This window comes from Ruminococcus intestinalis, from assembly GCF_014288065.1.
Lineage (GTDB): Bacteria > Bacillota > Clostridia > Oscillospirales > Acutalibacteraceae > Ruminococcoides > Ruminococcoides intestinale_A.
Window position 1 is genome coordinate 312,990 of the sequence record NZ_JACOPS010000001.1, and the last position, 22,421, is coordinate 335,410.

At 38.6% G+C, this 22,421-nt stretch carries 23 protein-coding genes; 21 read left to right on the top strand and 2 right to left on the bottom strand.

What is annotated here, in order from left to right:
- Window positions 1-8: 8 nt before the first annotated feature.
- The 6 genes from H8R91_RS01525 (at window position 9) to H8R91_RS01550 (ending at window position 6,560) form a co-directional block, all read left to right on the top strand.
- Window positions 9-1,289 carry an aspartate aminotransferase type Ic gene (locus H8R91_RS01525; RefSeq protein WP_022235418.1) on the top strand — a complete coding sequence of 427 codons (1,281 nt, stop codon included), beginning with the start codon at window positions 9-11 and terminating at the stop codon, window positions 1,287-1,289.
- A gap of 213 nt (window positions 1,290-1,502) precedes the next feature.
- Entirely contained in the window at window positions 1,503-2,900 is a 1,398-nt protein-coding gene (gene secD, locus H8R91_RS01530) for a protein translocase subunit SecD (protein WP_186934601.1), read from the top strand.
- Window positions 2,893-3,903, top strand: a complete 1,011-nt coding sequence (secF, locus tag H8R91_RS01535; RefSeq protein ID WP_186934602.1) for a protein translocase subunit SecF — start codon at window positions 2,893-2,895, stop codon at window positions 3,901-3,903. Before secD ends, secF begins: the two co-directional genes overlap by 8 nt.
- A gap of 146 nt (window positions 3,904-4,049) precedes the next feature.
- Complete coding sequence (locus H8R91_RS01540; protein ID WP_186934603.1) at window positions 4,050-4,976, top strand: metal ABC transporter substrate-binding protein; 927 nt, start codon at window positions 4,050-4,052, stop codon at window positions 4,974-4,976.
- Entirely contained in the window at window positions 4,976-5,716 is a 741-nt protein-coding gene (locus H8R91_RS01545; protein WP_186934604.1) for a metal ABC transporter ATP-binding protein, read from the top strand. The genes H8R91_RS01540 and H8R91_RS01545 overlap by 1 nt, the downstream gene beginning before the upstream one ends.
- Before the next feature lie 13 nt (window positions 5,717-5,729).
- Complete coding sequence (locus tag H8R91_RS01550) at window positions 5,730-6,560, top strand: metal ABC transporter permease (RefSeq protein WP_022235423.1); 831 nt, start codon at window positions 5,730-5,732, stop codon at window positions 6,558-6,560.
- Here H8R91_RS01550 and H8R91_RS01555 read toward each other — a convergent pair whose 3' ends face one another.
- Both H8R91_RS01555 and H8R91_RS01560 read right to left on the bottom strand, forming a co-directional pair.
- The gene (locus H8R91_RS01555; RefSeq protein WP_022235424.1) at window positions 6,561-6,941 is read right to left on the bottom strand and encodes a DUF4363 family protein; all 381 of its coding nucleotides are present in this window, start codon (window positions 6,939-6,941) and stop codon (window positions 6,561-6,563) included.
- A 1-nt stretch (window position 6,942) separates the two neighbouring features.
- Window positions 6,943-7,614, bottom strand: a complete 672-nt coding sequence (locus H8R91_RS01560) for a DUF421 domain-containing protein (protein ID WP_186934605.1) — start codon at window positions 7,612-7,614, stop codon at window positions 6,943-6,945.
- A gap of 94 nt (window positions 7,615-7,708) precedes the next feature.
- Between H8R91_RS01560 and H8R91_RS01565 the strand changes: the two genes are divergently transcribed.
- The 15 genes from H8R91_RS01565 to recN all read left to right on the top strand — a co-directional run bounded on the left by H8R91_RS01565 (window position 7,709) and on the right by recN (window position 22,415).
- Entirely contained in the window at window positions 7,709-9,178 is a 1,470-nt protein-coding gene (locus H8R91_RS01565; protein ID WP_186934606.1) for a spore germination protein, read from the top strand.
- On the top strand, window positions 9,168-10,208 hold the full coding sequence (locus H8R91_RS01570) for a GerAB/ArcD/ProY family transporter (RefSeq protein ID WP_186934607.1): 1,041 nt from the start codon (window positions 9,168-9,170) through the stop codon (window positions 10,206-10,208). The genes H8R91_RS01565 and H8R91_RS01570 overlap by 11 nt, the downstream gene beginning before the upstream one ends.
- Window positions 10,201-10,776 (top strand): Ger(x)C family spore germination protein, encoded by a 576-nt coding sequence (locus tag H8R91_RS01575; RefSeq protein ID WP_186934608.1) that lies wholly within the window; start codon window positions 10,201-10,203, stop codon window positions 10,774-10,776. The genes H8R91_RS01570 and H8R91_RS01575 overlap by 8 nt, the downstream gene beginning before the upstream one ends.
- Before the next feature lie 325 nt (window positions 10,777-11,101).
- Window positions 11,102-12,067, top strand: coding sequence for an HPr(Ser) kinase/phosphatase (gene hprK, locus H8R91_RS01580; RefSeq protein ID WP_022235429.1), 966 nt, complete (start codon window positions 11,102-11,104; stop codon window positions 12,065-12,067).
- A gap of 15 nt (window positions 12,068-12,082) precedes the next feature.
- The gene (locus H8R91_RS01585; RefSeq protein ID WP_186934609.1) at window positions 12,083-12,802 is read left to right on the top strand and encodes a phosphatase; all 720 of its coding nucleotides are present in this window, start codon (window positions 12,083-12,085) and stop codon (window positions 12,800-12,802) included.
- Between the two features lie 13 nt (window positions 12,803-12,815).
- Window positions 12,816-13,721 carry a UDP-N-acetylmuramate dehydrogenase gene (gene murB, locus H8R91_RS01590; protein WP_186934610.1) on the top strand — a complete coding sequence of 302 codons (906 nt, stop codon included), beginning with the start codon at window positions 12,816-12,818 and terminating at the stop codon, window positions 13,719-13,721.
- A 49-nt stretch (window positions 13,722-13,770) separates the two neighbouring features.
- On the top strand, window positions 13,771-14,634 hold the full coding sequence (gene rapZ, locus H8R91_RS01595; RefSeq protein WP_022235432.1) for an RNase adapter RapZ: 864 nt from the start codon (window positions 13,771-13,773) through the stop codon (window positions 14,632-14,634).
- A gap of 13 nt (window positions 14,635-14,647) precedes the next feature.
- Window positions 14,648-15,568, top strand: a complete 921-nt coding sequence (gene whiA / locus H8R91_RS01600; protein WP_186934611.1) for a DNA-binding protein WhiA — start codon at window positions 14,648-14,650, stop codon at window positions 15,566-15,568.
- The gene (gene xseB, locus H8R91_RS01605; RefSeq protein WP_186934612.1) at window positions 15,568-15,789 is read left to right on the top strand and encodes an exodeoxyribonuclease VII small subunit; all 222 of its coding nucleotides are present in this window, start codon (window positions 15,568-15,570) and stop codon (window positions 15,787-15,789) included. Before whiA ends, xseB begins: the two co-directional genes overlap by 1 nt.
- A complete protein-coding gene (locus H8R91_RS01610; protein WP_186934613.1) occupies window positions 15,789-16,661 on the top strand; it encodes a polyprenyl synthetase family protein in 873 nt (290 codons plus the stop codon). The genes xseB and H8R91_RS01610 overlap by 1 nt, the downstream gene beginning before the upstream one ends.
- 37 nt (window positions 16,662-16,698) lie before the next feature.
- A complete protein-coding gene (gene dxs, locus H8R91_RS01615) occupies window positions 16,699-18,576 on the top strand; it encodes a 1-deoxy-D-xylulose-5-phosphate synthase (protein ID WP_022235436.1) in 1,878 nt (625 codons plus the stop codon).
- The gene (locus tag H8R91_RS01620; RefSeq protein WP_022235437.1) at window positions 18,576-19,379 is read left to right on the top strand and encodes a TlyA family RNA methyltransferase; all 804 of its coding nucleotides are present in this window, start codon (window positions 18,576-18,578) and stop codon (window positions 19,377-19,379) included. The genes dxs and H8R91_RS01620 overlap by 1 nt, the downstream gene beginning before the upstream one ends.
- A gap of 42 nt (window positions 19,380-19,421) precedes the next feature.
- On the top strand, window positions 19,422-20,279 hold the full coding sequence (locus tag H8R91_RS01625) for an NAD(+)/NADH kinase (protein WP_022235438.1): 858 nt from the start codon (window positions 19,422-19,424) through the stop codon (window positions 20,277-20,279).
- On the top strand, window positions 20,279-20,725 hold the full coding sequence (gene argR / locus H8R91_RS01630; protein WP_022235439.1) for an arginine repressor: 447 nt from the start codon (window positions 20,279-20,281) through the stop codon (window positions 20,723-20,725). The genes H8R91_RS01625 and argR overlap by 1 nt, the downstream gene beginning before the upstream one ends.
- A 16-nt stretch (window positions 20,726-20,741) precedes the next feature.
- Complete coding sequence (gene recN / locus H8R91_RS01635) at window positions 20,742-22,415, top strand: DNA repair protein RecN (RefSeq protein ID WP_186934614.1); 1,674 nt, start codon at window positions 20,742-20,744, stop codon at window positions 22,413-22,415.
- The last annotated feature ends 6 nt before the right edge of the window (window positions 22,416-22,421 follow it).

Below are 22,421 nucleotides of genomic sequence, written 5' to 3' on the forward strand. Positions count from 1 at the left end.
AAAGCAAAATGAATTATGTGAATTGTAACAAAGAAGACCTCGAAAAAGAATATGCGGCACTTGTTGCTGAATATGAAGAGGTAAAAGGTAAGGGTTTAAAACTTAATATGGCAAGAGGTAAGCCGGGTGAAGATCAGCTTAACCTTTCAAGACCGTTGCTTGATGTAATCAACAGCAGCACTGACTGTATTACAGCACACGGTGCAGATTGCCGTAACTACGGTGAGCTTGCAGGCATTGACGAGTGCAAAAACTTTTTTGCGGAGATTTTTGATGTAGATCCGTCAGATGTAATGGTTGGCGGTAACTCAAGCCTTAATATGATGTTTGATACAATTGCAGGTTTTATGACAAAGCCTGTTGTTGAGGGCTGCAAGCCTTGGTATGAGGTAAAGAACAGAAAATTCCTTTGCCCGGCACCGGGTTATGACCGTCACTTTGCTATTACCGAATATTTTGATTTTGATCTGATTCCTGTTCCGATGACAGAGAATGGCCCTGATATGGATGTTGTTGAAAAACTTGTAGAGAATGACGATTCAATCAAGGGTATTTGGTGTGTTCCTAAGTATTCAAATCCGCTCGGCATTACTTTCAGCGATGAAACAGTTAAGCGTTTTGCCGCTTTAAAGCCTGCCGCAAAGGATTTCAGAATTATGTGGGATAACGCTTACTGTGTTCACGATGTAACAGATACTCCCGATGAACTTTTGAGTCTTATGGCTGAATGCAGAAAAACAGGTAATGTTGATCTTCCTATCATGTTTACATCAACATCAAAGATTACTTTCCCGGGTTCAGGTGTAGCTGCAATGGCTGCTTCCGATAACAATATGAAAGTAATTAAGAACAGATACCAGTATCAGGTTATCAGTTATGATAAGATGAATATGCTCCGTCACGCTCGTTTCTTTGGTGACCTTAACGGTGTTAAAGAGCATATGAAACTGCATAAAGCTGTTCTTAAGCCAAAATTTGAAATTGTGTTGAATGCTCTTGAGTCACAGCTTAAGGAAACAGGTACAGCTGATTGGACAAATCCAAACGGCGGTTATTTTGTAAGTGTAGATGTACTTGAGGGTACAGCAAAAGAGGTTGTTCGTCTTTGTAAAGAAGCAGGCGTTGTACTTACAGGTGCAGGCGCTACTTATCCTTACGGCAAGGACCCTAAGGACAGCAACATCAGAATTGCCCCTTCGTTCCCGCCAAACGATGAACTTAAGGAAGCAATGGATGTATTCTGCATTTGCGCTAAACTTGCAGCTTGTGCAAAAATTCTTAATAAATAAGCAATATATTAAGCATTAATTTGCTTATTTATCTAAATGCAATGTAAAATTTCCAACTAAAAAGAATTTTTTTATCAAAAATTCCCTTATCCGTTGACTTTTTATCAAAAAAATTATATAATAACTCTGTTATGTCTGTATGTGTGTCTTTCGTAACAGAGTTATTTTTATGAAAGCAACTACAGTCAATTAAAAAATGGAGGTTCCTAAGGCATGAAAAGAATACCAAAGCCTGTATTCTTCATTGTAGCCTTGCTGGTGCTTGCTTTTACATTTACAGCAGTTTTCGGAGTATCCTACTATACAGGTGACAACAAAAACACTGTCGTTAAAGGCATTAGCGATATACGATGGGGAATAGACATCAGGGGCGGTGTTGAAGCAACATTTAAGCCTGCCGGCGATGTTGACGCTACTGATGAGCAGTTAGAATCTGCTAAAGCAATCATTGAGCTTCGTATGGTATCTGACGGTATTACCGACTATGAACTTTACGCTGACTCTTCAAACGACAGAATTATTGTTCGTTTCCCGTGGAAATCTGACGAAAAAGATTTCGACCCTGCAACTGCTATTGAAGAAATATCATCAACAGCAGAGCTTACTTTCAGACCGGGTAAAAGCTATGAAACTACCGAAGTAGGTTCGGACGGCAACCCTGTTTACAAAACTCCTAAAGACGATACAACTGAAATTCTTATGAACGGCTCTTACATAAAGTCGGCGCAGGCAGTTGTAAATCAGGAAGATAACTCATACGCTGTAAGCATTGAGTTTAACGATGAAGGTAAACAGCTTTTTGGCGATATTACAACTAAGTATCTTAAAAAGACAATCTCAATTTGGATGGATGATGTTATGATTTCCGCACCTACTGTAAATGCGGCAATCACAGACGGCAAAGCACAGATTACAGGTGACTTTGACGCTGAATCTGCAACTGCTCTTGCAAACAAGATTAACGCAGGTGCTCTTCCGTTTAAACTTGAAACTGTAAGTTCAAGCAACATCAGCCCTACACTTGGTGAGAATTCACTTACAGCCATGGCTTATGCAGGTGTTATTGCATTTGTGGTTATTGCTGTTATTATGATTGTAATGTACAGACTTACAGGTGTTATCGCAGTTATTTCTCTTGCAGGTCAGATGGGTCTTGCAATTGCGGCTGTATCAGGTTACTTTACAACTATTTCGTCATTCACAATGACACTTCCTGGTATTGCAGGTCTTATTCTTTCAATCGGTATGGGCGTTGACTGTAACGTAATTACAGCAGAGCGTATTAAGGAAGAATTAAAGCAGGGCAGAACTCTTGACGGTGCTCTCGAGCGTGGTACAAAGAATTCACTTTCTGCTATCATCGACGGTAATATGACAGTTATTATAGTATCTGTTATTCTTATGCTTGTATTCGGTCCGTCAAACATTCTCTCAATCATCTTTGGTGAATCAACAACCGGTACAATCTACTCATTCGGTTACACACTCCTTGTTGGTGTAATTGCTAACTTTATTATGGGCGTATTCCTTACCCGTGTAATGCTCAGAAGTATTTCAGGCTTTAAGGTATTCCGCAAAAAAGGCTTGTACGGAGGTGTTAAGAATGGCTAATGAAAGCACAAAATCCGCTAAGGTTAATGGTCAGCTTTCTGTTGAAGAAGTAAGTGAAAAATTCAACGGCGGCAGAAAGATTATTGACTTTACAGGTCACTGCAAAATTTTCTTTGGCATTTCCATTGCAATTATTGTAATCGGTATCATTTGTAACTTCATTTTCGGTACTACACTTGACATACAGTTCTCGGGCGGTGCGTCAGTAAAATACAGTTATTCCACAGATATTTCCGAATCCGAACTTACTGATTTTATTCAGTCACATACAGAGGCAAGAATCACTACTTCTTATTCAACAGATATGGTTGGTAATTCCGGTCATAATGTTGCTGTTCAGTTCTCCGGAAACAAGGCTATTGATACTAACATTCAGTCGACACTTCTTGAAGATCTCAATAAACAGTATCCTGATGCAGGCTTTAAAATTCTTGAGTCGGGTTCTATTGACGCTTCAATGGGCTTTAACTTCCTCTTAAAGTGTCTTACAGCTGTTGCAATCGCAAGTATACTTATGGTTATTTATGTAACACTCAGATTTAAGAAAATCGGCGGTCTTTCAGCCGGTGTTACAGCTCTTATAGCACTTTTCCACGATGTTGTTATGATTTACTTTATGTATGTAATCTTCCGTATGCCGATCGATTCCAACTTCATTGCCGTAGTTCTTATGATTCTCGGTTACTCACTTAACGATACAATCGTTATTTACGACCGTGTTCGTGAAGAACGAAAAGCACTTGGCAGAAAAACAGATGCAGGTATGGTATTTAATCTCAGTGCTACAAAGTCGCTTAAGAGAACAATTATTACTTCTGTAACAACTCTTTCAGCAATCTTGATTGTATATATTGTTGCCTTAGTATATAATATCTCTTCGGTACAGGCTTTCGCACTTCCGATGATTATCGGTATCATTTCAGGTTGTTATTCTTCTATCTGTATTGCAGGTCCTCTTTGGGTACTCTGGCAGAGAAAGAAAAAGAACAGCAAAAAGAAATAATGCGTTTGCTTTAAATTTTATTTAATAATTATGGGCTGCGATATTAATAAATTTCGCAGCCCTGAATTTATATGTGAAAGCATATTATTGTATATTTTATGGTAAAACTATTATGGGGTAATCTTTACTGTAATCAGGGGTGTTATATGAAAAAAATCTTTTCGTTTTTATTGGTAATCATATCAATATGTTCTTTATTACTTTACGGTTGTTCAAGCAATGAACAAAACAGCAGACAATCCGAAAAATTAAGTATAGTAACTTCTATTTTTCCGTATTACGATTTTGCAAGAAATATTGTCGGCGATAAAGCAGATGTAAAGTTATTGCTTTCACCCGGTAACGAACCGCATCATTACGAACCGTCACCGTCCGACATTGTTGCCATAGAAGAATGTGATATATTTATCTATAACGGTGGAGAAAGTGACGAGTGGGTTGAAAATGTGCTCGACTCGCTTGAAAATAAAAATATTACTGTTTTGAAGATGACCGATTATGTGTCACTTCTTAATGAAAAAAATCCTGACCATACTGACGGTGATGAGGCAGATGAACATATATGGACTTCTGTCAGAAATGCCGAGCAGCTTGTAAAGAAAATATCGGATGTTGTTATGGAAAAGGATAATAAAAATAAATCTGAATATGAAAACAATACAAATCAGTATCTTTTAAGTCTTGACGAACTTGACAAAGAATTTACCGATGTTGTTAATAATAAAAAGCGTGACACTGTTGTATTCGGCGACAGATTTCCGTTTTTGTATTTTATGACCGATTACGGACTTAACTACGAATGTGCGTTTCCGGGCTGCAGCAGTGAAACCGAACCGAGTCTTGAAGTAGTGACAAGACTTATTGATTATGTAAGAGATAATAATATTCCTGTTGTGTTTCACCTTGAAATGTCAAACGGCAAAATTGCACAGTTGATCGGTGATGATACCGGAGCTGAAATTTTGCAGTTTTCGTCGTGCCATAATATTACAAAAGATGAATTTAATAACGGAGAAGATTATATTTCTGTTATGAAACAAAATTGCAGTGCATTAAAGGAGGCTTTATCTTAATGTCATTAATTGATTTTAATAAGGTAACTATTGGCTATGACGGCAAAAGTGTAATTTCGGATCTTACTTTTCAGATAAAGCCGAATGAATATGTTTGCATAGTTGGCGAAAACGGTTCAGGTAAGACAACACTTATGAAATGCTTACTTGGACTTATTCCGCCTTTATCGGGTAAGATTACATTCGGTGACGGATTAACTCAAAATGAAATCGGTTATCTTCCGCAAAAGACTGTTTTGCAAAAGGATTTTCCTGCTTCGGTTGAAGAAGTTGTGTTATCCGGCTGTCTGAATAAAAAACATACCTTGTTTTATTCAAAAGAACAGAAAAAAACCGCTGAAAAAAATATGGCACTTACAGGAATTACCGATATTCGTAAAAACTGTTTTCGTGAACTTTCGGGTGGTCAGCAACAAAGGGCATTGCTTGCAAGAGCATTGTGCGCAACAACAAAACTTTTGATTCTTGATGAACCTGTTACGGGACTTGACCCTGTTGCAAGTGCGGATATGTACAACCTTGTAAAGAATCTGTATAAAGATGGAATAACGGTAATTATGGTATCACACGATATTACCGCCGCAGTAAACAACGCAACAAAAATTCTTCATCTTACTAAAGACAATTACTTTTTCGGCAGTACGCATCAGTATCTTCATTCCGATGTAGGCAAGAAGTTTTTGATTACTGATTGCCCTTGCGACGATTGCAGGCATCACCATATTCATAATTTAGCGTAAAGGAGGCGGTAAGATGTTTGAAACTATTGCTGAAATGTTTTCGTACGGTTTTATTGTAAGAGCTTTTATTGTCGGTACTCTTGTTTCGCTTTGCGCCGCTTTGCTTGGCGTAACTCTTGTGCTGAAACGATATTCTATGATCGGTGACGGCCTTTCCCATGTAGGCTTTGGTGCGCTCGCAATTGCCGCATCGTTAAATCTTGCACCGCTACAGGTTGCGGTTCCGGTTATAATTATTGCCGCATTTTTACTTTTAAGACTTTCGGAAAAAAGTAAAATCCGTGGAGATGCGGCTATCGCCATTATTTCAAGTACAGCGCTTGCAATCGGTGTTGTCTGTGTAAGTATTTCGGGAGTAAATACCGACCTTAATTCTTATTTGTTCGGCAGTATTCTTGCCACAACAAACGCTGATGCTGTAATGTGTGCCGTTCTTGCTTTGATAGTAATTGTGATTTTTGTTTTGTTTTACAATAAGATTTTTGCGGTTACATTCGATGAAACATTTTCAAAGGCTACAGGACTTAAAACAGGTGTTTATAATACTGTAATTGCCTTGCTCACAGCACTTACAATCGTAATCGGTATGAGAATTATGGGCACGCTTTTGATTTCGGCTCTTATCATTTTCCCTGCACTTTCTTCAATGAGAGTGTGCAAAAAATTTAAAGCGGTAATTATTTGTTCGGGTGTACTTTCACTTATTTGTTTCTTCGTTGGAATGTATGCATCTTACACAATGGATACTCCGACGGGAGCAAGCGTAGTAATTGTAAATGCCTTTGTATTTGTAATTTTCTGGCTTATTGAAGTTATTAATACAAGAGTAAGAAAACATAATTAATTATAAAATATTTTCAATTTTAACAAGCTCACTGTCCTTTACGGAGGTGAGCTGTTTTTTTATGCCCGCACTTTCGGCAAGGTAATTGTCGTTGCTCTGTGTAGCGACATATGACCGCATTGCAGATAGGTTTACACTGATTTCATCAACATAATCGTGAATAAGAAGAATATCAAAAATGCTTAGATTCTTTTGCCATTTTGATTCTGCAGCTGCAAGCACATCTTTTGCACCGTCATAATTCTCACTTTTAACAAGGTTGTCGGCAGATACAATTTCTTCGTTAAGTTCGTCAATTCTATTTGTAACATAGAACATTTCAAAAATGCCTGTTGCTATTGATAAAATAAAAAAAGCCAATGATATATATATTCTTTTCATATTAAATTTCCTTTGTAATTATTTTATAATTTCCTGCTCCGTCAAGCGTCATAATAAATATATCGTCTATGGCGACATTTTCTTTGTAAAGAATTTTATCTACGGTTTCCTTGCTGTTTTTGCAAAGCCTGAGTGAATTTTGTAAAAGCTGTCCGTCGCTGATTACCACGGTTTCAAGTTTTGTGTCGGGAACTTTAATATCGAGGTTTTCAAGTGTTACCGTGCGCTTTTCGGGCTTTTGCAAAACGCTTATTTTTCCGTTGGTTTCTACGATACAATATTGTACCTCGTCGAGTGAAAAAATATCCTGTTGTCTTAGCTGAATACATAAATCTTCGGTTGACATTCTAAGCCGTTTCATTTCGTTTTGCATCAGTTTTCCGTCCTCTATTACGGTTATGGGCGAACCGCAGATAAGACCTCGGAATTTTCTGCTTTTCAGCATTATTATACTTGCTATTATTTCACAGGCAATAAGAACGAGTACGGGAATTATGCCCGAAAGCAACGGTTGTGAAGTATTTGACATAGGAATTGCCGCAATATCGGATACAATCAGAGTTACTACAAGTTCGCTCGGCTGCATATCGCTTATTTGCCTTTTGCCCATAAGCCGAATTGCAAGAATAACAAATGCATACAAAAGCAGAGTTCTTATAATTGAAATAATCATTTTATCACCATTACTAATGTTTGCAATAAATGTAATTATATACAAATTTCGGAATAATTGAGATAACTTTGTAAAGCCTAATATTGGTGATAGAATGTATAATTCATTAAAAGAAAATTTATCTTCCCTTAAATCGGCTTTTGCAAATTCTGCCGATTTTACTGTGAGAGATATGATATTAAATTCAGATAATAAAACCACATCCGCAGTAATTACAATAGAGGGAATGTGCAGTAAAGAAGTAATCGCACTTTCTATAATTAATCCGATTTTTGATTTTGATTTTAAAAATGCAGACGGTACACAAATTCTTGATGAAATTCGACTTTCGGTTCTCTCTGCAAGTGAAATTGTGGAATTTGAGAGCTTTGATGAGGCAATAATGTTTTTAACTTCAGGTTTTGCTGTAATTGCCGTTGACGGATGCAGTAAAATGCTTGCAATCGGTGTGCAGGGCTTTTCTTTCAGAGGAGTTACCGAACCCGAGAGCGAAGTGGTACAGCGTGGTTCAAAGGAAGGCTTTACCGAACCTTTGAGAATTAATATGACGCTTATCAGACGAAGAATAAAAAGTCCTGACCTTGTATTTGAAACCGCAACAGTCGGTACAACTTCAAAAACTCAACTCTGTATTTGCTATCTGCAAAATTCGGTGTCTAAAATTATCCTTGATAAAATAAGAAAAAGACTGCAGTCAAGTGACCTTGAAATGGTGCTTGCATCGGGTTATTTATCTGAATATCTTGAGGATAAGGGCACAAAGTCTATATTTTCGGGAGTAGGCATTTCCGAACGCCCCGATACTGTATGCGGAAAACTTATGGAGGGAAGAGTAGCAATTTTAGTTGACGGTACTCCGACCGCAATTATTATTCCGCATATTTTTGTGGAGGAATTTCAGAGTGTGGACGATTATTCAAACCGCCCGTATTATGCAACCTTTATCAGAATATTAAAGTATATTTCATTTTTCACGGCAATATTTGTACCCGGTATTTATACTGCGTTTGCTCAATTTCATCCCGAGTATTTTCCGAAAGGCTTGCTTTTAAAAGCGTCAACGGCACTTGCGGATACTCCTTTGCCTGTTGCGCTTGAAGTGCTGATAATTATGTTTGTTTATGAAATTATGAGAGAGGCGGGATTGCGGATTCCAAAACCGCTCGGTCACGCCGTCAGCATTGTGGGTGCGCTTGTAATTGGTGAAAGTGCGGTAAATGCAGGGTTTATTGCCTCATCTACCCTTATGATAGTTGCAGTTGCGGCAATCAGCAGTTATGTTACTTCGTCGCTTTATGCACCTATTACAGTGCTTAGATTTGCTTTTGTGGCAGTCGGAGGGATTTTCGGAATGTGGGGGATTGTTCTTATGAGTTGCTTTGTGCTTGCAAATATATGTGCAAAAACTTCTGTCGGTGTTCCGTATATGTCTTCGCTTGCTCCTTTTTCTGTAAGAAGAATGAGAGATGTTTTTGTGCGTGCGGATTGGAAAAGATTATCCCGACATACAATAAGAGTTCAAAAGTTTGCTCAGACAAAGGAGAGTGACTCTGATGAAGGGTAAGATAACCCAGGTATATGCAGGGCTGTTTGCCGTTTTTGTTTTTATATTTTTGGGAGTAAAATATAATTATCTCGGCACACTTCCTTTGTGGGCGGTTGTTCTTGAAATTTTATTTATGGCGGTTGTACTCGCAGTGCTTATGCTGCCGTCTTACATTCTCCATAAGTCAACAGGCTGTGATGTGTTTAATGTGTTTTTAAATAAAAGCTCATTGACAAAAATTACATTTTCTTCTCTTTATTGTATATTGTTTGTATTTGCAAGCGTGCGATTTCTTTCACTGTATGTTGATATTCTTATTACTGCGCTGAACTCGAATGCAAACAGGTTTGTACTTGCTGTCGGAATACTTTTTGTATGCGCATACAGTGCGTACAAAGGTGTGTTTACCGCATCAAGATGTGCTCTTATCAGTTCGGTTGTTACGGCAATTTTTATAATAATATTTCTGCTTGGCAATATTTCTGATGTAGAATTAAGCAATCTTTATCGCAGTAACAGTACAGATGATTTTTTTGCCGCACTTTTTTCTTTGCTGCCTGTTTGTGTGTTGCCTGTAATTTTTTCTGTAATATCGGGAAGTTTCAGTCAAAGTAAATCCGCTTTTGTATGGTTTCTTGTAATTGCCTTTGTAAGCAGTGCTGTGCTTGTATTTTTTATGAATACAGTTCTTGCTGATTATGCAGACGACAGGGAGTTTCCGTATTTCATACTTGCCAAAAATGCCTCCTTCGGACAAATGACGAGTTTTGATTTTCTTTATATGATTTGTATTTCTTTTTGCTCTTTTATAATTGTTTCACTGCTTTTATGCTGTATAAATGAGAGTACAGGTGTAAAGAAAAGAGGAAAAAATACCTTTATATTTACATCGTTGATTTTTGTAATGTATATATGTACCGAGGTTTTTCCGAAAGCAAAGGAGCTTGTGCAGAATGATATTATTTTTGCAGTTATGTGTGCCATATACGCAGTTGTATTACCGATTTATGCTTTGTTCAGATTGAAAGGAGGCAAACAGGGTGATTAAAAAAGTTTTGGCATTAATGCTTGTTTTAAGCAGTGTATTTTTGTGCGGTTGCGACAACAGTAAAAGGATAGATAAAGCTGTTATTATTGAGTGCATTATAGTTGATAAAAGCGATTACAAATTTATTTATATTTCTGATGAAGAAAAAAGCGAAACTGTCAAAATCGAAGAAGAAAGCCTTGAAAAAGCGCTCAAAACTTTAAAAACCGAGCATAAACCCGAAATTGTACTTTCTAAGCTTGAACTTATAGCATTTGCGGAAAATGTTGAGAGCGAAAAATATTACTCTGCATTACAGTATATAAAGAATAATTATGCGGTATCACCGTCGGTATATACAGCGGTATGCAGTAACGACATTTTAAAATTGCTTGATGAACCGAAAACGCTTGAAAAATGTACTGAACAAATAATGATTTTAGAGAAAAAAGATACCGACATTTCATCAACTCTATTAAAAATGAACAACAACCTTAATAAATCTAAGAAATCATTGCTATATTTACCTCATATTAGTAAAAATAACGGAGTTACAGGCGAAAAAGTTGAAATTATGATAAAAAAATGAAAAATAATTCATAAAAAGACTTTATACTATAAGCGTTTTGTTGTATAATAATTGATGTATAGAATGGAAAGGCTATATACTTTGGGCAAAACTTTTGAATATATTTACCAAAGTAATTTGTGATAATGTAATTAAATTGAGAATAAAATACTTTAATATAACTTTGTAAACATAAGCCTGTGCAATGAGTAAACATAAGTTGCGGACAGCATAGTCAAAAAATTATTTTTAAAGCGGATTTTTTAAAATCTCGGTTCAATATCATTATTACTGATACAAAGCCTTTCACGAGCATATATTTTAATTATTGAACGGCGGTGGATTTATGGCTAGTGATTTTTCGGTTGCATTATCAAAAATGACTGAAGATTTAGATTTGCAAAAGGTTTATATTGCTGAAAATTTTGAAGAAATCAAAGTTTCAACATTTGAAGTAAATCGTCCGGGACTTGAGCTTACAGGATATTTTGACTTTTTCGACAGCAGCCGACTGCTCCTTTTTGGTACAACAGAGTTTTCGTATCTCTCTCGTTTCGGCTCGGAGGCTCAAAAAATGGTTATTGACTCAATATTGAGCTTTGGCCCGCCTGCGATTATCATTTCAAGAAATATCGAACCACCTATAGCTATGATGGAAAGTGCAAAAACACATAAGGTGTCAATTTTGCGCTCGGCAGAAACAACATCACAGGTTACAGCGGCACTTTTCCAATATCTTAACAAAGAACTTGCGCCTCGAATTACAAGACACGGTGTTCTTGTGGAAGTTTACGGTGAGGGTTGTCTGCTGCTCGGTGACAGCGGTGTAGGTAAGAGTGAAACCGCTATTGAACTTATTAAGCGTGGACACCGTCTTGTTGCCGATGACGCAGTGGAAATCCGAAAAACCTCCACTCACACGCTTATGGGACAGTCACCTGAAAATATCCGACATTTTATTGAACTTAGAGGTATCGGTATTATTAATGCAAGACAGCTTTTCGGTATGGGTTCGGTAAAGATTACGGAAAAAATAGATATTGTTATCAATCTTGAAATTTGGGACAACACCAAGGTTTACGACAGAATGGGACTTGATAATCAGTATATGGATATTTTGGGCGTTGAAGTGCCGACCTTGACCATACCTGTAAAGCCGGGCAGAAACCTTGCCGTTATTATTGAGGTTGCGGCCATGAACAACCGTCAGAAAAAGCTCGGTTATAATGCCGCACAGGAGCTTTTGAGCGCACTCGGTATGGATTTTGATATGTCGCAGACAGAGAAAGTCATCGTTGACAAATGGGAGTAATAACGGGGTGAGCAAATGAGATTAGTTGCCGATATGCATACACATTCAATAGCGTCTACACACGCTTATGCCACTATAACGGAAATGGCACAGGAGGCGCACGATCTCGGACTTTTTGCCATTGCAATCACTGACCATGCAAGAACTATGCCGGGAGCACCGGGTCCGTTCTATTTTGAATCCCTTGCTATTTTACCCGCATACATAAAGGGCGTAAGAGTGCTGCACGGAATAGAGGCTAATATATGCGATTACAACGGTAATCTTGATGTTGAGCCGCAGCTGCAGGATAATCTTGAATGGGTGGTAGCTTCACTTCACACTTTAACTATTGAGGGCGAGGCAACTGTTGAAAAATGTACACAGGCTTACCTCGGCCTTGCAAAAAATCCTAATGTAAATGTCATTGGTCACAGTGGCAGTGAATACTTTAAATATGACTATGAAAAAGTTATCCCTCAGCTTGCAAAAGAGGGCAAACTTATTGAAATTAACGATTCCGCATTCAGATATAAAAAGAGTTGTGCCTCAAATTGTACGCAGATTGCAAAACTTTGTAAAAAATACAAAGCAAGAATTTGCGTGAATACCGATTCGCACTATACCCATACCCTTGGCAGAGGCACCGAAACTCTGAAAATGCTTGAAGATATAGATTTTCCGCAGGAGCTTATTGTTAATGCGAACGAAGAAACCCTGAAAGCATACTTTAAGGAGAAAAATATTTATTATTAACTGGAGTAATTCGATGAATAATATTGAAAATATATATAAATTTGCAGACAGTCTTGCTTGTGAAACAAAGCTTAACGAGCCGATGAAAAAACACACAAGTTTTAAAATCGGCGGCAATGCGGCAGTTTACATAAAGGTTGACAGTCTAAGTAAGCTTTGCAAATTTGTAAGACAATGTAAACTTACAGATACAAAATATTTCTTGCTCGGTAACGGCAGTAATATACTTGTAGACGATAATGGCATGGATTGCGCTGTTATTAAACTTGACGGCGATTTCAAAGAGATAAGAATGATAGACAGCGAAACCGTTTATTGCGGTGCAGGTGCTACACTTGCTGCTCTTTGTAAATTTGCGCTTAACAACAGTCTTTCCGGACTTGAGTTTGCGTGGGGAATTCCGGGCTCTGTAGGCGGTGCGGCATTTATGAATGCGGGCGCTTACGGCGGAGAAATGAAAGATGTTGTCGTGTCGGTAAATCATATTACAGATGACGGCGCTATCGGCAGAATTGATAAAGAAAATCTTGAATTCGGCTATCGCACAAGTGCTTACCGTAAAAATAACTGCATAATCACAGGCATAACACTCAAACTTAAGAGCGATAATCCCGATGATATTCGTCACAGAATGGACGATTTTATGAGCAGACGAATTGATAAACAGCCGCTTGAATTTCCAAGTGCGGGCAGTGTTTTCAAGCGACCCGAGGGAAATTACGCAGGTGCTTTGATAGAACAGTGCGGATTTAAAGGTAAGGGTGTCGGCGGTGCCGAAGTATCGGAAAAACACGCAGGCTTTATTATTAATAAAAGCAATGCCACTGCTAAAGATGTAAAAGAGCTTATTTCTCAAATTCAGACAACTGTTAAAAAAGAAACAGGTTATGATCTTGAATGTGAATTGATAATGCTTTGAAAATAATTATTTATGCAATAATTAAGGCGTAATAGAGGAAGTTGATATTATGGAATTTGTAATTATTTCGGGTATGTCGGGCGCAGGCAAAACAAGTGCGCTGCACATTATGGAGGATATAGGATACTACTGCGTTGACAATATCCCCACCTCACTTTTGCAGACATTATACAAACTTTGCAAAGATTCTTCGGACAAAGCAATGAAAAGAGTTGCGGTTGTGGTTGATGTCAGAGGCAACGGTGATTATGAGGTTATGTACGACGACCTTGAAAACTTCAAGAAAAATAACGAGGGCGTAAGTATTCTTTATATTGACGCAAAAGTCGACAGCCTTATTGTGCGTTATAAAGAAACAAGAAGAAGACATCCGCTTACCGAAAGACTTAAGGACGGCTCTGTTGCCGCCGCTGTAAAGGAAGAACAAAGATTGCTTGTTCCCGTAAAAACACTTGCCGATTACAGTATTGATACGACATTTATGTCAATTAAACAGCTTAGAGAACGCATTATTTCGATGTTTCTTGAGAACAGCTCCAACAGTATTATGATTACTTTTATGTCTTTTGGATTTAAGTACGGTATTCCGCTTGAATCTGATTTGATTATAGATGTTCGTTGTTTGCCTAATCCGTTTTATATTGCGGAACTTAAGGAACATACGGGACTTGAAAAATGTATTCAGGACTATGTGCTTGACAGTGAAGAAACACAGGAATTTGTAAAAAGACTTATTGACTGGCTTGACTATTCATTGCCTTTGTATCTTAAAGAAGGCAAAAGCGAGCTTGTAGTCGGCATAGGCTGTACAGGCGGCAAACACCGCAGTGTTACAATTGCGGAATTGCTTGATAACTATTTTATGGAAAAAGGTTACAAGTGCATTGTACAGCACAGAGATGTAAAAAAATAACGAGGTGTAAATAGTGTCGTTTTCCTCCGAAGTTAAAAAGGAGCTTTGCTCTGTTAATGCTGTAGATACCGAACAAAAAAAGGCAGAGCTTTACGGCCTACTTATTTTCTCTAAGGTATTTAAAAAAGATAAAATTGTTCTTACAACCGAAAACAGTGATGTTTCTAAAAAAGTGACGGATTTGCTTGAAGAACTTTATATGCCGATTATCGAAAAAGAAACCACTTTGCGTGTCAGAACCACAGAGCATCACCTTTCTAAAATTTCACTTATAAATGCCGATGACTGTTTAAGAATTTTTGATGATTACGGTCATCACGACAATGATATATCGCTAAGAGTAAACAGAGCCAATATAAGCAGTGACGAACTTGTGGCGGCTTTTTTACGAGGAGCTTTTGAGGGCTGCGGTTCGGTGTCTGACCCAATGAAAAGTTACCACGCCGAGTTTTGTGTGCCGCATAAAAATCTGTCGGTCGATTTGTGTAAAATTCTTTCGGAAATACCCGAATGTGATTTTACGCCGAAAACAGTTGTGCGCAACGGCAGTTATGTTGTCTATTTTAAAGGCAGTGAGCAAATTTGTGATTTGCTTACATACATAGGCGCAACAAATTGTGCTATGGAAATTATGGGTACAAAGGCTGTAAAACAGGTGCGCAATAACATTAACAGGCGCATAAACAGTGAGGTTGCCAATATAACCAAAATTGCGTCTGCTTCCGCAAAGCAGCTTGCGGCGATACAAAAAATCAAAGACAAAAAGGGAATAGAGTCTTTGCCCGACGATTTAAGAGAAATAGCCGTGTTAAGACTTGAAAATCCCGAAATGTCGCTGAGAGATTTGGGACAAAACCTTTCTGTGCCGATAAGCCGCAGCGGCGCAAACCACAGAATGAACAGATTACTTGAATATGCAGAGGATCTTGAATAATGAATAAAAAATTAACTTTTGAACAAGCTGACGCTAAACTTGACGAGGTTGTGGCTAAACTTGAAAATTCACAACTTCCGCTCAAAGAAAGTGTTGATTGCTACACAGAGGCTTGCGAATTACTTGCTTTTTGTATGCAGGAACTTTCGGAAAGCAAAGGCAAAATTGAAGATATTAATACAAAGTTAAATAATATTTGTACTACAGACGGTGATGAATAATGACTGATTATATAAAACAAACCGAACAGGCTCTTTATGATTATTTGCCTGACTTAAATTGCAGAGAAAAAGAACTTATCGAGTCTATGAAATACAGCCTTGAGGCAGGCGGAAAAAGAGTAAGACCTAATCTTGTATTCAGTTTTAACGAACTTTGCAATGGCAAGACAGATGCTGCGGTACCTTTTGCTTGTGCGGTTGAGATGATACACACATATTCGCTTATTCACGATGATCTGCCTTGTATGGATAATGACGATATGCGCAGAGGCAAACCGTCAAATCATAAGGTGTACGGTGAAGATACTGCTTTGCTTGCGGGAGATGCATTGCAGTCGCTCGCTTTTGAAATTATGACAAGCGACAAGGCAATCAGCCAAAGCTCGGCTGCTGCGTGTTGTAAAGCTGTAAATACCCTTGCGGCTTATTGCGGTGCAAGAGGTATGGTCGGCGGTCAGGTTATTGACATTATTAATGAAAATAAATCAGCACCGCTTGAAGTGTTGAGAGAAATGGATTATAAAAAAACAGCTTGTCTTATAAAGGCGGCTTGTGAGCTTGGATGTATTTCTGCGAATGCTGATGATAAACTTATAAAATCAGCATCTGAATACGGCGAGTGTATAGGTATTGCTTTCCAGATCCAGGACGATATTCTTGATGTTACTTCCACTGACGAAGAACTCGGAAAACCTGTAGGCAGTGACAACGAAAACGCTAAGTCAACATATGTGTCGCTTCTCGGTATAGAAAAGTGCAGAGAACTTGTTGCTGAACTTACAGATAAGGCAAAAACGGCTCTTAATGCTTTTGACGGTGATACAACGGCTTTGTGCGATTTTGCGGATTACCTTGCAAGCCGTAAAAAATAATTTATTATGAATATGGAAAAGGATAAGGAGGGAGAAAATGGGTGACTATGAGTTACTGTCAAAAATAAAATCGCCTGCTGATGTAAAAAGGCTTGATGAAAAAGACTTGGCGAAATTATGCAGTGAAATACGAGAAAAATTGATTGAAACCGTATCGCTCAACGGCGGTCACCTTTCTCCGAATTTAGGCGTTGTGGAACTTACCGTGGCACTCCACAGAACTTTTAATTTGCCCAAAGACAGCATTGTATGGGATGTGGGACATCAGAGTTATACTCATAAATTGCTTACGGGAAGATTTGACGATTTTTATACATTGCGCCAAAAAGGGGGCATTTCGGGTTTCCCTAAACGCAGTGAAAGCAAGTATGATGATTTTAATACAGGCCACAGCAGTACATCTATTTCTGCGGCATACGGTATTGCAAGAGCAAAGATGTTAAGCGGAGATCAGAGCCATACGGTTGCCGTAATCGGTGACGGCTCATTTACGGGCGGACTTGCTTTTGAGGCAATGAACAATGCCGGACGATTCAAAAAGAATTTTATTGTTATTCTTAATGACAATAAAATGTCAATTTCTAAAAATGTCGGTGCTTTTCCGAGATATCTTACCACAGTAAGAATACAGCCGTGGTATATAAGAGTAAAGAAAAATACGGAAAAGGTGCTTTCTAAAATTCCTCTGTTTGGCAGACCGATAAGCGCATTTTTAAGGAGAAGTAAGTCAAAAATTAAAAATCTTGTGTACAAAAACACTTTGTTTGATTGCTTTGGCTTTACATATATCGGTCCTATTGACGGTCACGATATACCGGAACTCGAAAATGCACTTTCAGCCGCAAAGAAAATCAATTCACCCGTACTTTTGCATGTTGTTACTAAGAAAGGCAAGGGATATTTACCTGCCGAAGAAAATCCGGGCACTTTCCACGGAATCGGCAAATTCGATATTGATTCGGGCGAACCTATATCTTCTCATAAAGGATTTTCTGCTGAATTTGGTAACACACTTTGTGAACTTGCGGAAAAAGATAAAAAAATCTGTGCTATTACCGCCGCAATGGCAAAGGGCACAGGACTTGAGAAATTTTCTATCTATCATAAAGAAAGATTTTTTGATGTCGGAATTGCGGAAGAACACGCCGTGACTTTTGCGTGCGGACTTGCCTCAAAGGGTATGCGTCCTGTATTTGCGGTTTATTCGACATTTTTACAGAGGTCATATGACCAGATTATACACGATGCGGCAATGAGCGGACTGCACATTGTGCTTGCTATTGACAGAGCGGGAATTGTCGGTGATGACGGCGAAACACATCAGGGCGTATTTGATGTATCTATGCTTAATTCAATTCCGAATGTCACAATTTTTTCTCCGACATATTTTGACGGACTGAAATGTGCGCTTAATTCCGCAATTTATGTTTGCAACAATGTTGCCGCTGTAAGATACCCTCGTGGCGGTGAACTTTATAAGCCCGATGATTTTGGCGAAGAAAGCATTACTTATGATATTTACGGCAACAAAGATTGCGGCAAGCTGATTATCACTTACGGCAGATTATTCTCTTATGCCTGCAAAGCAAAAGAAATGCTTGCGGAAAAAGGCATAGAAGTTTGTATTTTAAAACTTTGTAAAATCAAACCGATTGACCCGTCGGCATTTGATTTTGCAACCGAATTTAATACGGTGTGGTTTTTTGAAGAGGGAATAAAAACAGGCAGTGTTGCCAGAAATTTCGGTGATGCTTTGCTTGCAAGACAGTTTAACGGCTGTTATCATATAAAAACCATTGGCGATAAATTTGTAAAACAGATGTCGGTATCCGAGGCTTTGCATATGCTCAAACTCGATGCAGAGGGTATGGCTGATGTAGTCTTGGAAGACCTTGACAGGATTGGAAACAGATAATGAAAAAAAGACTTGATATACTCGTATATGAAAACGGATTTACTGACAGCCGTGAAAAGGCAAAAGCTGTAATTATGGCAGGTCAGGTATATGTGGATAACCAGAAAGCCGACAAATGCGGTCAGAGCTATGACGAAAACTGCAAAATTGAAGTGCGTGGTTCAACTCAAAAATATGTAAGCCGTGGCGGACTGAAACTTGAAAAAGCTATAAATAATTTTGATTTTGACTTAAACGGAAAAATCACTATGGATATAGGTGCTTCGACAGGCGGATTTACCGACTGTATGCTGCAAAACGGCGCAAAGAAAGTTTATTCCATTGATGTAGGTTACGGTCAGCTTGCTTGGAAACTCAGAAACGATGAAAGGGTTGTAAACCTTGAACGCACAAATATGAGAAAGGTTACAAGGGAGCAAGTGCCTGATGAAATTGACTTTTTCTCGGTTGATGTTTCTTTTATTTCTCTCAAACTTATTTTACCTGTGGCAAGGCAACTTATGGCTGAAAACGCACAGGCTGTTTGCCTTATTAAGCCGCAGTTTGAGGCAGGCAGAGAAAAGGTAGGCAAAAAGGGCGTTGTGCGTGATCCTGCCGTGCATATTGAAGTTGTACGGAATATTTTTAATTTCTGCCTTGAAAACGGCTTTGATGTTTTAAATCTTGATTATTCACCGATCAAAGGTCCGGAGGGCAATATAGAGTATCTCATTCACTTAAGAAAGAGTGATGACCCCAAGTCATATACAGAGATTACTCCTGAAGAACTTGTCAAAAATTCTCATAGTCAGCTTGATAAATAAGCAATAAGATATTATTGTCTGTACAAGAAAGGAAGGGCAGTTATGAAAATAGCTGTAGTGGTTAATCTCAGCAAGGAAAAAGCAATTTCCTGTGCAAAAGAGATAGCAATACTTTTTCTTGGAGAAAACGCTGATGTAGTTATGCTCAGCGAATGTAAACCTTTTTATAAAGGAATAAATATAAGTTATGTCGATACCATTGACGAGCTTTTCGGCTGTTGCGATGCGGCGGTTACGGCGGGCGGTGACGGTACTATTATTCATGCCGCAAAATATGCTGCGGTAAATAATGTTCCGCTTATAGGCGTAAATGTAGGCAGGCTCGGTTTTGCCGCAGACCTTGAACCCGATGATATCGGCAGATTAAAAAAGCTTGTAAATAAAGAATATACAACAGAAAAAAGAATACTTCTTGATGTCGAGGTAAACAAAGACGGTGAAACAAAGCATTATCTTGCGGTAAATGACGCTGTAATTGCAAGAGGTCAGTTTTCAAAAATAATTGATATTAATTTGTATCTGGATGATGAATGGATTGCAAAATACAGAGCCGACGGTTTGCTTTTTGCTACCCCTACAGGTTCAACGGCTTATTCTCTTTCGGCAGGCGGTCCTATAGTTGCACCGCAGACGGACTGCATTATTGCCACTCCTGTCTGTCCTCATTCATTACATTCACGCTCGGTCTTGTTTGACGGCAGTGCAAGTCTTGCGGTTACGGTTCAAATTCCTGCCGATTGCTGCTGCTTACTTACTGTTGACGGCGAAAAAAATGTTGATATTCTTTCGGAAGATACAGTCAAAATCAAAAAATCAGAGCTTTGTCTTGAGCTTATTTCGTTGAGAAAGCGTAATTTCTTTAAGCTGCTTAACGAAAAGCTGAAAGAGAGGGAAATGTAATGAAATCAGGACGACACGCAAGAATACTTGAGCTTATTTCAGAACAGTCTATAGAAACTCAAGACGATCTTCTTAATTGCCTTAAGCGTGACGGTTACAAGGCTACGCAGGCGACAATTTCAAGAGATATAAAAGACCTTCGCCTTGTAAAGGCACTTGATTCAGACGGAAAATACCGTTATATGTCACCCGCAAAAAATCAAAATGAAAAAAAATCAAGTCTTAAGTCAATGTTTTCCACAGCCGTAAATTCTATAGACGCGGCTCAAAACATTGTTGTTATAAGAACTATGGTAGGTATGGCACAGGCGGTTTGTACTTCGCTTGATTCACTTGACCACTCGGAAATTGTAGGAACTATTGCAGGCGACGATACTATTTTTGTTGCTTGCCGTACCGTAAATGACGCAGTTAATCTTACCGAGGAGCTTAAAAAGCTGCTCTGAACAGGGATGATGGTATATGCTTACAACTTTATATATAGAAAATATAGCGGTTATCGAAAAGACTTCAATTGACTTTTCGCAGGGACTTAATGTACTTACAGGTGAAACCGGTGCAGGTAAAAGTATTATTATAGATTCAATCAACGCTATTATGGGACAGCGTACTTCAAAAGAACTTGTGCGTACCGGCGCAAAAACAGCGCTTGTAACCGCACAGTTTGATGATGTAAACGATACCGTAAAAGCAAAGCTTGCGGAACTCGGATACAACAATGAAGATGACGATACTTTAATATTACAGCGTACGATTTCCGCAACGGGAAAAAGCAGTTGTAAAATCAACGCAAGACCTGCGAGTGTTACTGTATTAAAAGAGGTTGCGAAAAATCTTATTAATATTCACGGTCAGCACGAAAGTTACGAACTTTTTTCGCCTGATACACATATAGATTATATCGATAGCTTTGGCGAATTAAAAAACGAGCTTGAAGATTACCGAGAAAAATATAAAAAGTATAAGGCACTGAAAAAGCAGCTTAACGAGGCTAATTCAGATGAGTCTGCAAGATTGCACGAAATTGATTTGCTTACCTATCAGACAACAGAGCTTTTCAATGCCGATGTTCAGCCCGATGAGATAGAACAGCTTGAAAACGAACGCATTATTCTGATGAATTCCGAAAAGATTTTTACTCTGCTTAATGATTCGAGAGAACTTCTTGACGGAGATGAAAGAACCGCAGGCGGTATTGAGGCTGTTGAAAGTGCGATGAATTATATTCAGAGAGCGGCGTCACTCAATGCGGATTATGAAAGTATTTCCGAGAGCATCACGGATGTTTATTATAATCTGAGAGATTGTATAGAGTCGATTTCCGATGCCGCCGATTCGGTTGAAAGCGATCCTCAAAGGCTTGAAGAAATTGATGAAAGACTTGATTTGTTAAATCGTCTTACAAGAAAGTACGGCTGCGAATGTAATGAATTACCTGCACTTGCCGAAAAAATGCAGACAAGACTTGAAGAGCTTTTAAGCTATGATAAGAACAGAGATCAGCTTGAGGCTGACTATAAAGAATCCGAATACAATGCAAGGGTTTCCGCACAAAAATTAAGTTCAATACGAAAAAAGACGGCAAAAGTATTTTCTGAACGAGTGCGTGAAGAAATGAGCTTTTTAAATATGCCGAATGTTCAGATAGTAACTCAATTTGAAAATACAGACTTTTACGAAAAAGGAACAGACAAGGTAGAATTTCTTATTTCCGCAAACCCCGGCGAACCGCCAAGACCGGTTGCAAAGATTGCCTCGGGCGGTGAGCTTTCGAGAATGATGCTTGCAATAAAAACAGTGCTTGCAAGCACGGAAGATATAGATACTTTGATTTTTGATGAGGTCGATACAGGTATTTCGGGTTCAGCCGCTCAAAAGGTCGGATTAAAACTCAAAGAAGTTTCAAAAAGCAGTCAAGTGCTCTGCGTAACACATCAGGCACAGCTTGCGGCGCTTGCCGACGCTCATTATCTTATAAGCAAACAGGTTGAAGGCGGCAGAACATTTACGCAGGTAAAGCTGCTTGACTTTGACGGCAGAAAGCATGAGCTTGCAAGAATAATAGGCGGCGTAAATATTACAGACGCAGCACTTGCACATGCCGAATCAATGCTTAAAGAGAGTGAAATTTTGTAAGCGGCA

Bases quoted from the DNA above. Each gene is read 5' to 3' on its own strand.
- H8R91_RS01525 (WP_022235418.1), top strand. From the start codon at position 9: ATGAATTATGTGAATTGTAACAAAGAAGACCTCGAAAAAGAATATGCG.
- secD (WP_186934601.1), top strand. From the start codon at position 1,503: ATGAAAAGAATACCAAAGCCTGTATTCTTCATTGTAGCCTTGCTGGTG.
- secF (WP_186934602.1), top strand. From the start codon at position 2,893: ATGGCTAATGAAAGCACAAAATCCGCTAAGGTTAATGGTCAGCTTTCT.
- H8R91_RS01540 (WP_186934603.1), top strand. From the start codon at position 4,050: ATGAAAAAAATCTTTTCGTTTTTATTGGTAATCATATCAATATGTTCT.
- H8R91_RS01545 (WP_186934604.1), top strand. From the start codon at position 4,976: ATGTCATTAATTGATTTTAATAAGGTAACTATTGGCTATGACGGCAAA.
- H8R91_RS01550 (WP_022235423.1), top strand. From the start codon at position 5,730: ATGTTTGAAACTATTGCTGAAATGTTTTCGTACGGTTTTATTGTAAGA.
- H8R91_RS01555 (WP_022235424.1), bottom strand. From the start codon at position 6,941: ATGAAAAGAATATATATATCATTGGCTTTTTTTATTTTATCAATAGCA.
- H8R91_RS01560 (WP_186934605.1), bottom strand. From the start codon at position 7,614: ATGATTATTTCAATTATAAGAACTCTGCTTTTGTATGCATTTGTTATT.
- H8R91_RS01565 (WP_186934606.1), top strand. From the start codon at position 7,709: ATGTATAATTCATTAAAAGAAAATTTATCTTCCCTTAAATCGGCTTTT.
- H8R91_RS01570 (WP_186934607.1), top strand. From the start codon at position 9,168: ATGAAGGGTAAGATAACCCAGGTATATGCAGGGCTGTTTGCCGTTTTT.
- hprK (WP_022235429.1), top strand. From the start codon at position 11,102: ATGGCTAGTGATTTTTCGGTTGCATTATCAAAAATGACTGAAGATTTA.
- H8R91_RS01585 (WP_186934609.1), top strand. From the start codon at position 12,083: ATGAGATTAGTTGCCGATATGCATACACATTCAATAGCGTCTACACAC.
- murB (WP_186934610.1), top strand. From the start codon at position 12,816: ATGAATAATATTGAAAATATATATAAATTTGCAGACAGTCTTGCTTGT.
- rapZ (WP_022235432.1), top strand. From the start codon at position 13,771: ATGGAATTTGTAATTATTTCGGGTATGTCGGGCGCAGGCAAAACAAGT.
- xseB (WP_186934612.1), top strand. From the start codon at position 15,568: ATGAATAAAAAATTAACTTTTGAACAAGCTGACGCTAAACTTGACGAG.
- H8R91_RS01610 (WP_186934613.1), top strand. From the start codon at position 15,789: ATGACTGATTATATAAAACAAACCGAACAGGCTCTTTATGATTATTTG.
- dxs (WP_022235436.1), top strand. From the start codon at position 16,699: ATGGGTGACTATGAGTTACTGTCAAAAATAAAATCGCCTGCTGATGTA.
- H8R91_RS01620 (WP_022235437.1), top strand. From the start codon at position 18,576: ATGAAAAAAAGACTTGATATACTCGTATATGAAAACGGATTTACTGAC.
- H8R91_RS01625 (WP_022235438.1), top strand. From the start codon at position 19,422: ATGAAAATAGCTGTAGTGGTTAATCTCAGCAAGGAAAAAGCAATTTCC.
- argR (WP_022235439.1), top strand. From the start codon at position 20,279: ATGAAATCAGGACGACACGCAAGAATACTTGAGCTTATTTCAGAACAG.
- recN (WP_186934614.1), top strand. From the start codon at position 20,742: ATGCTTACAACTTTATATATAGAAAATATAGCGGTTATCGAAAAGACT.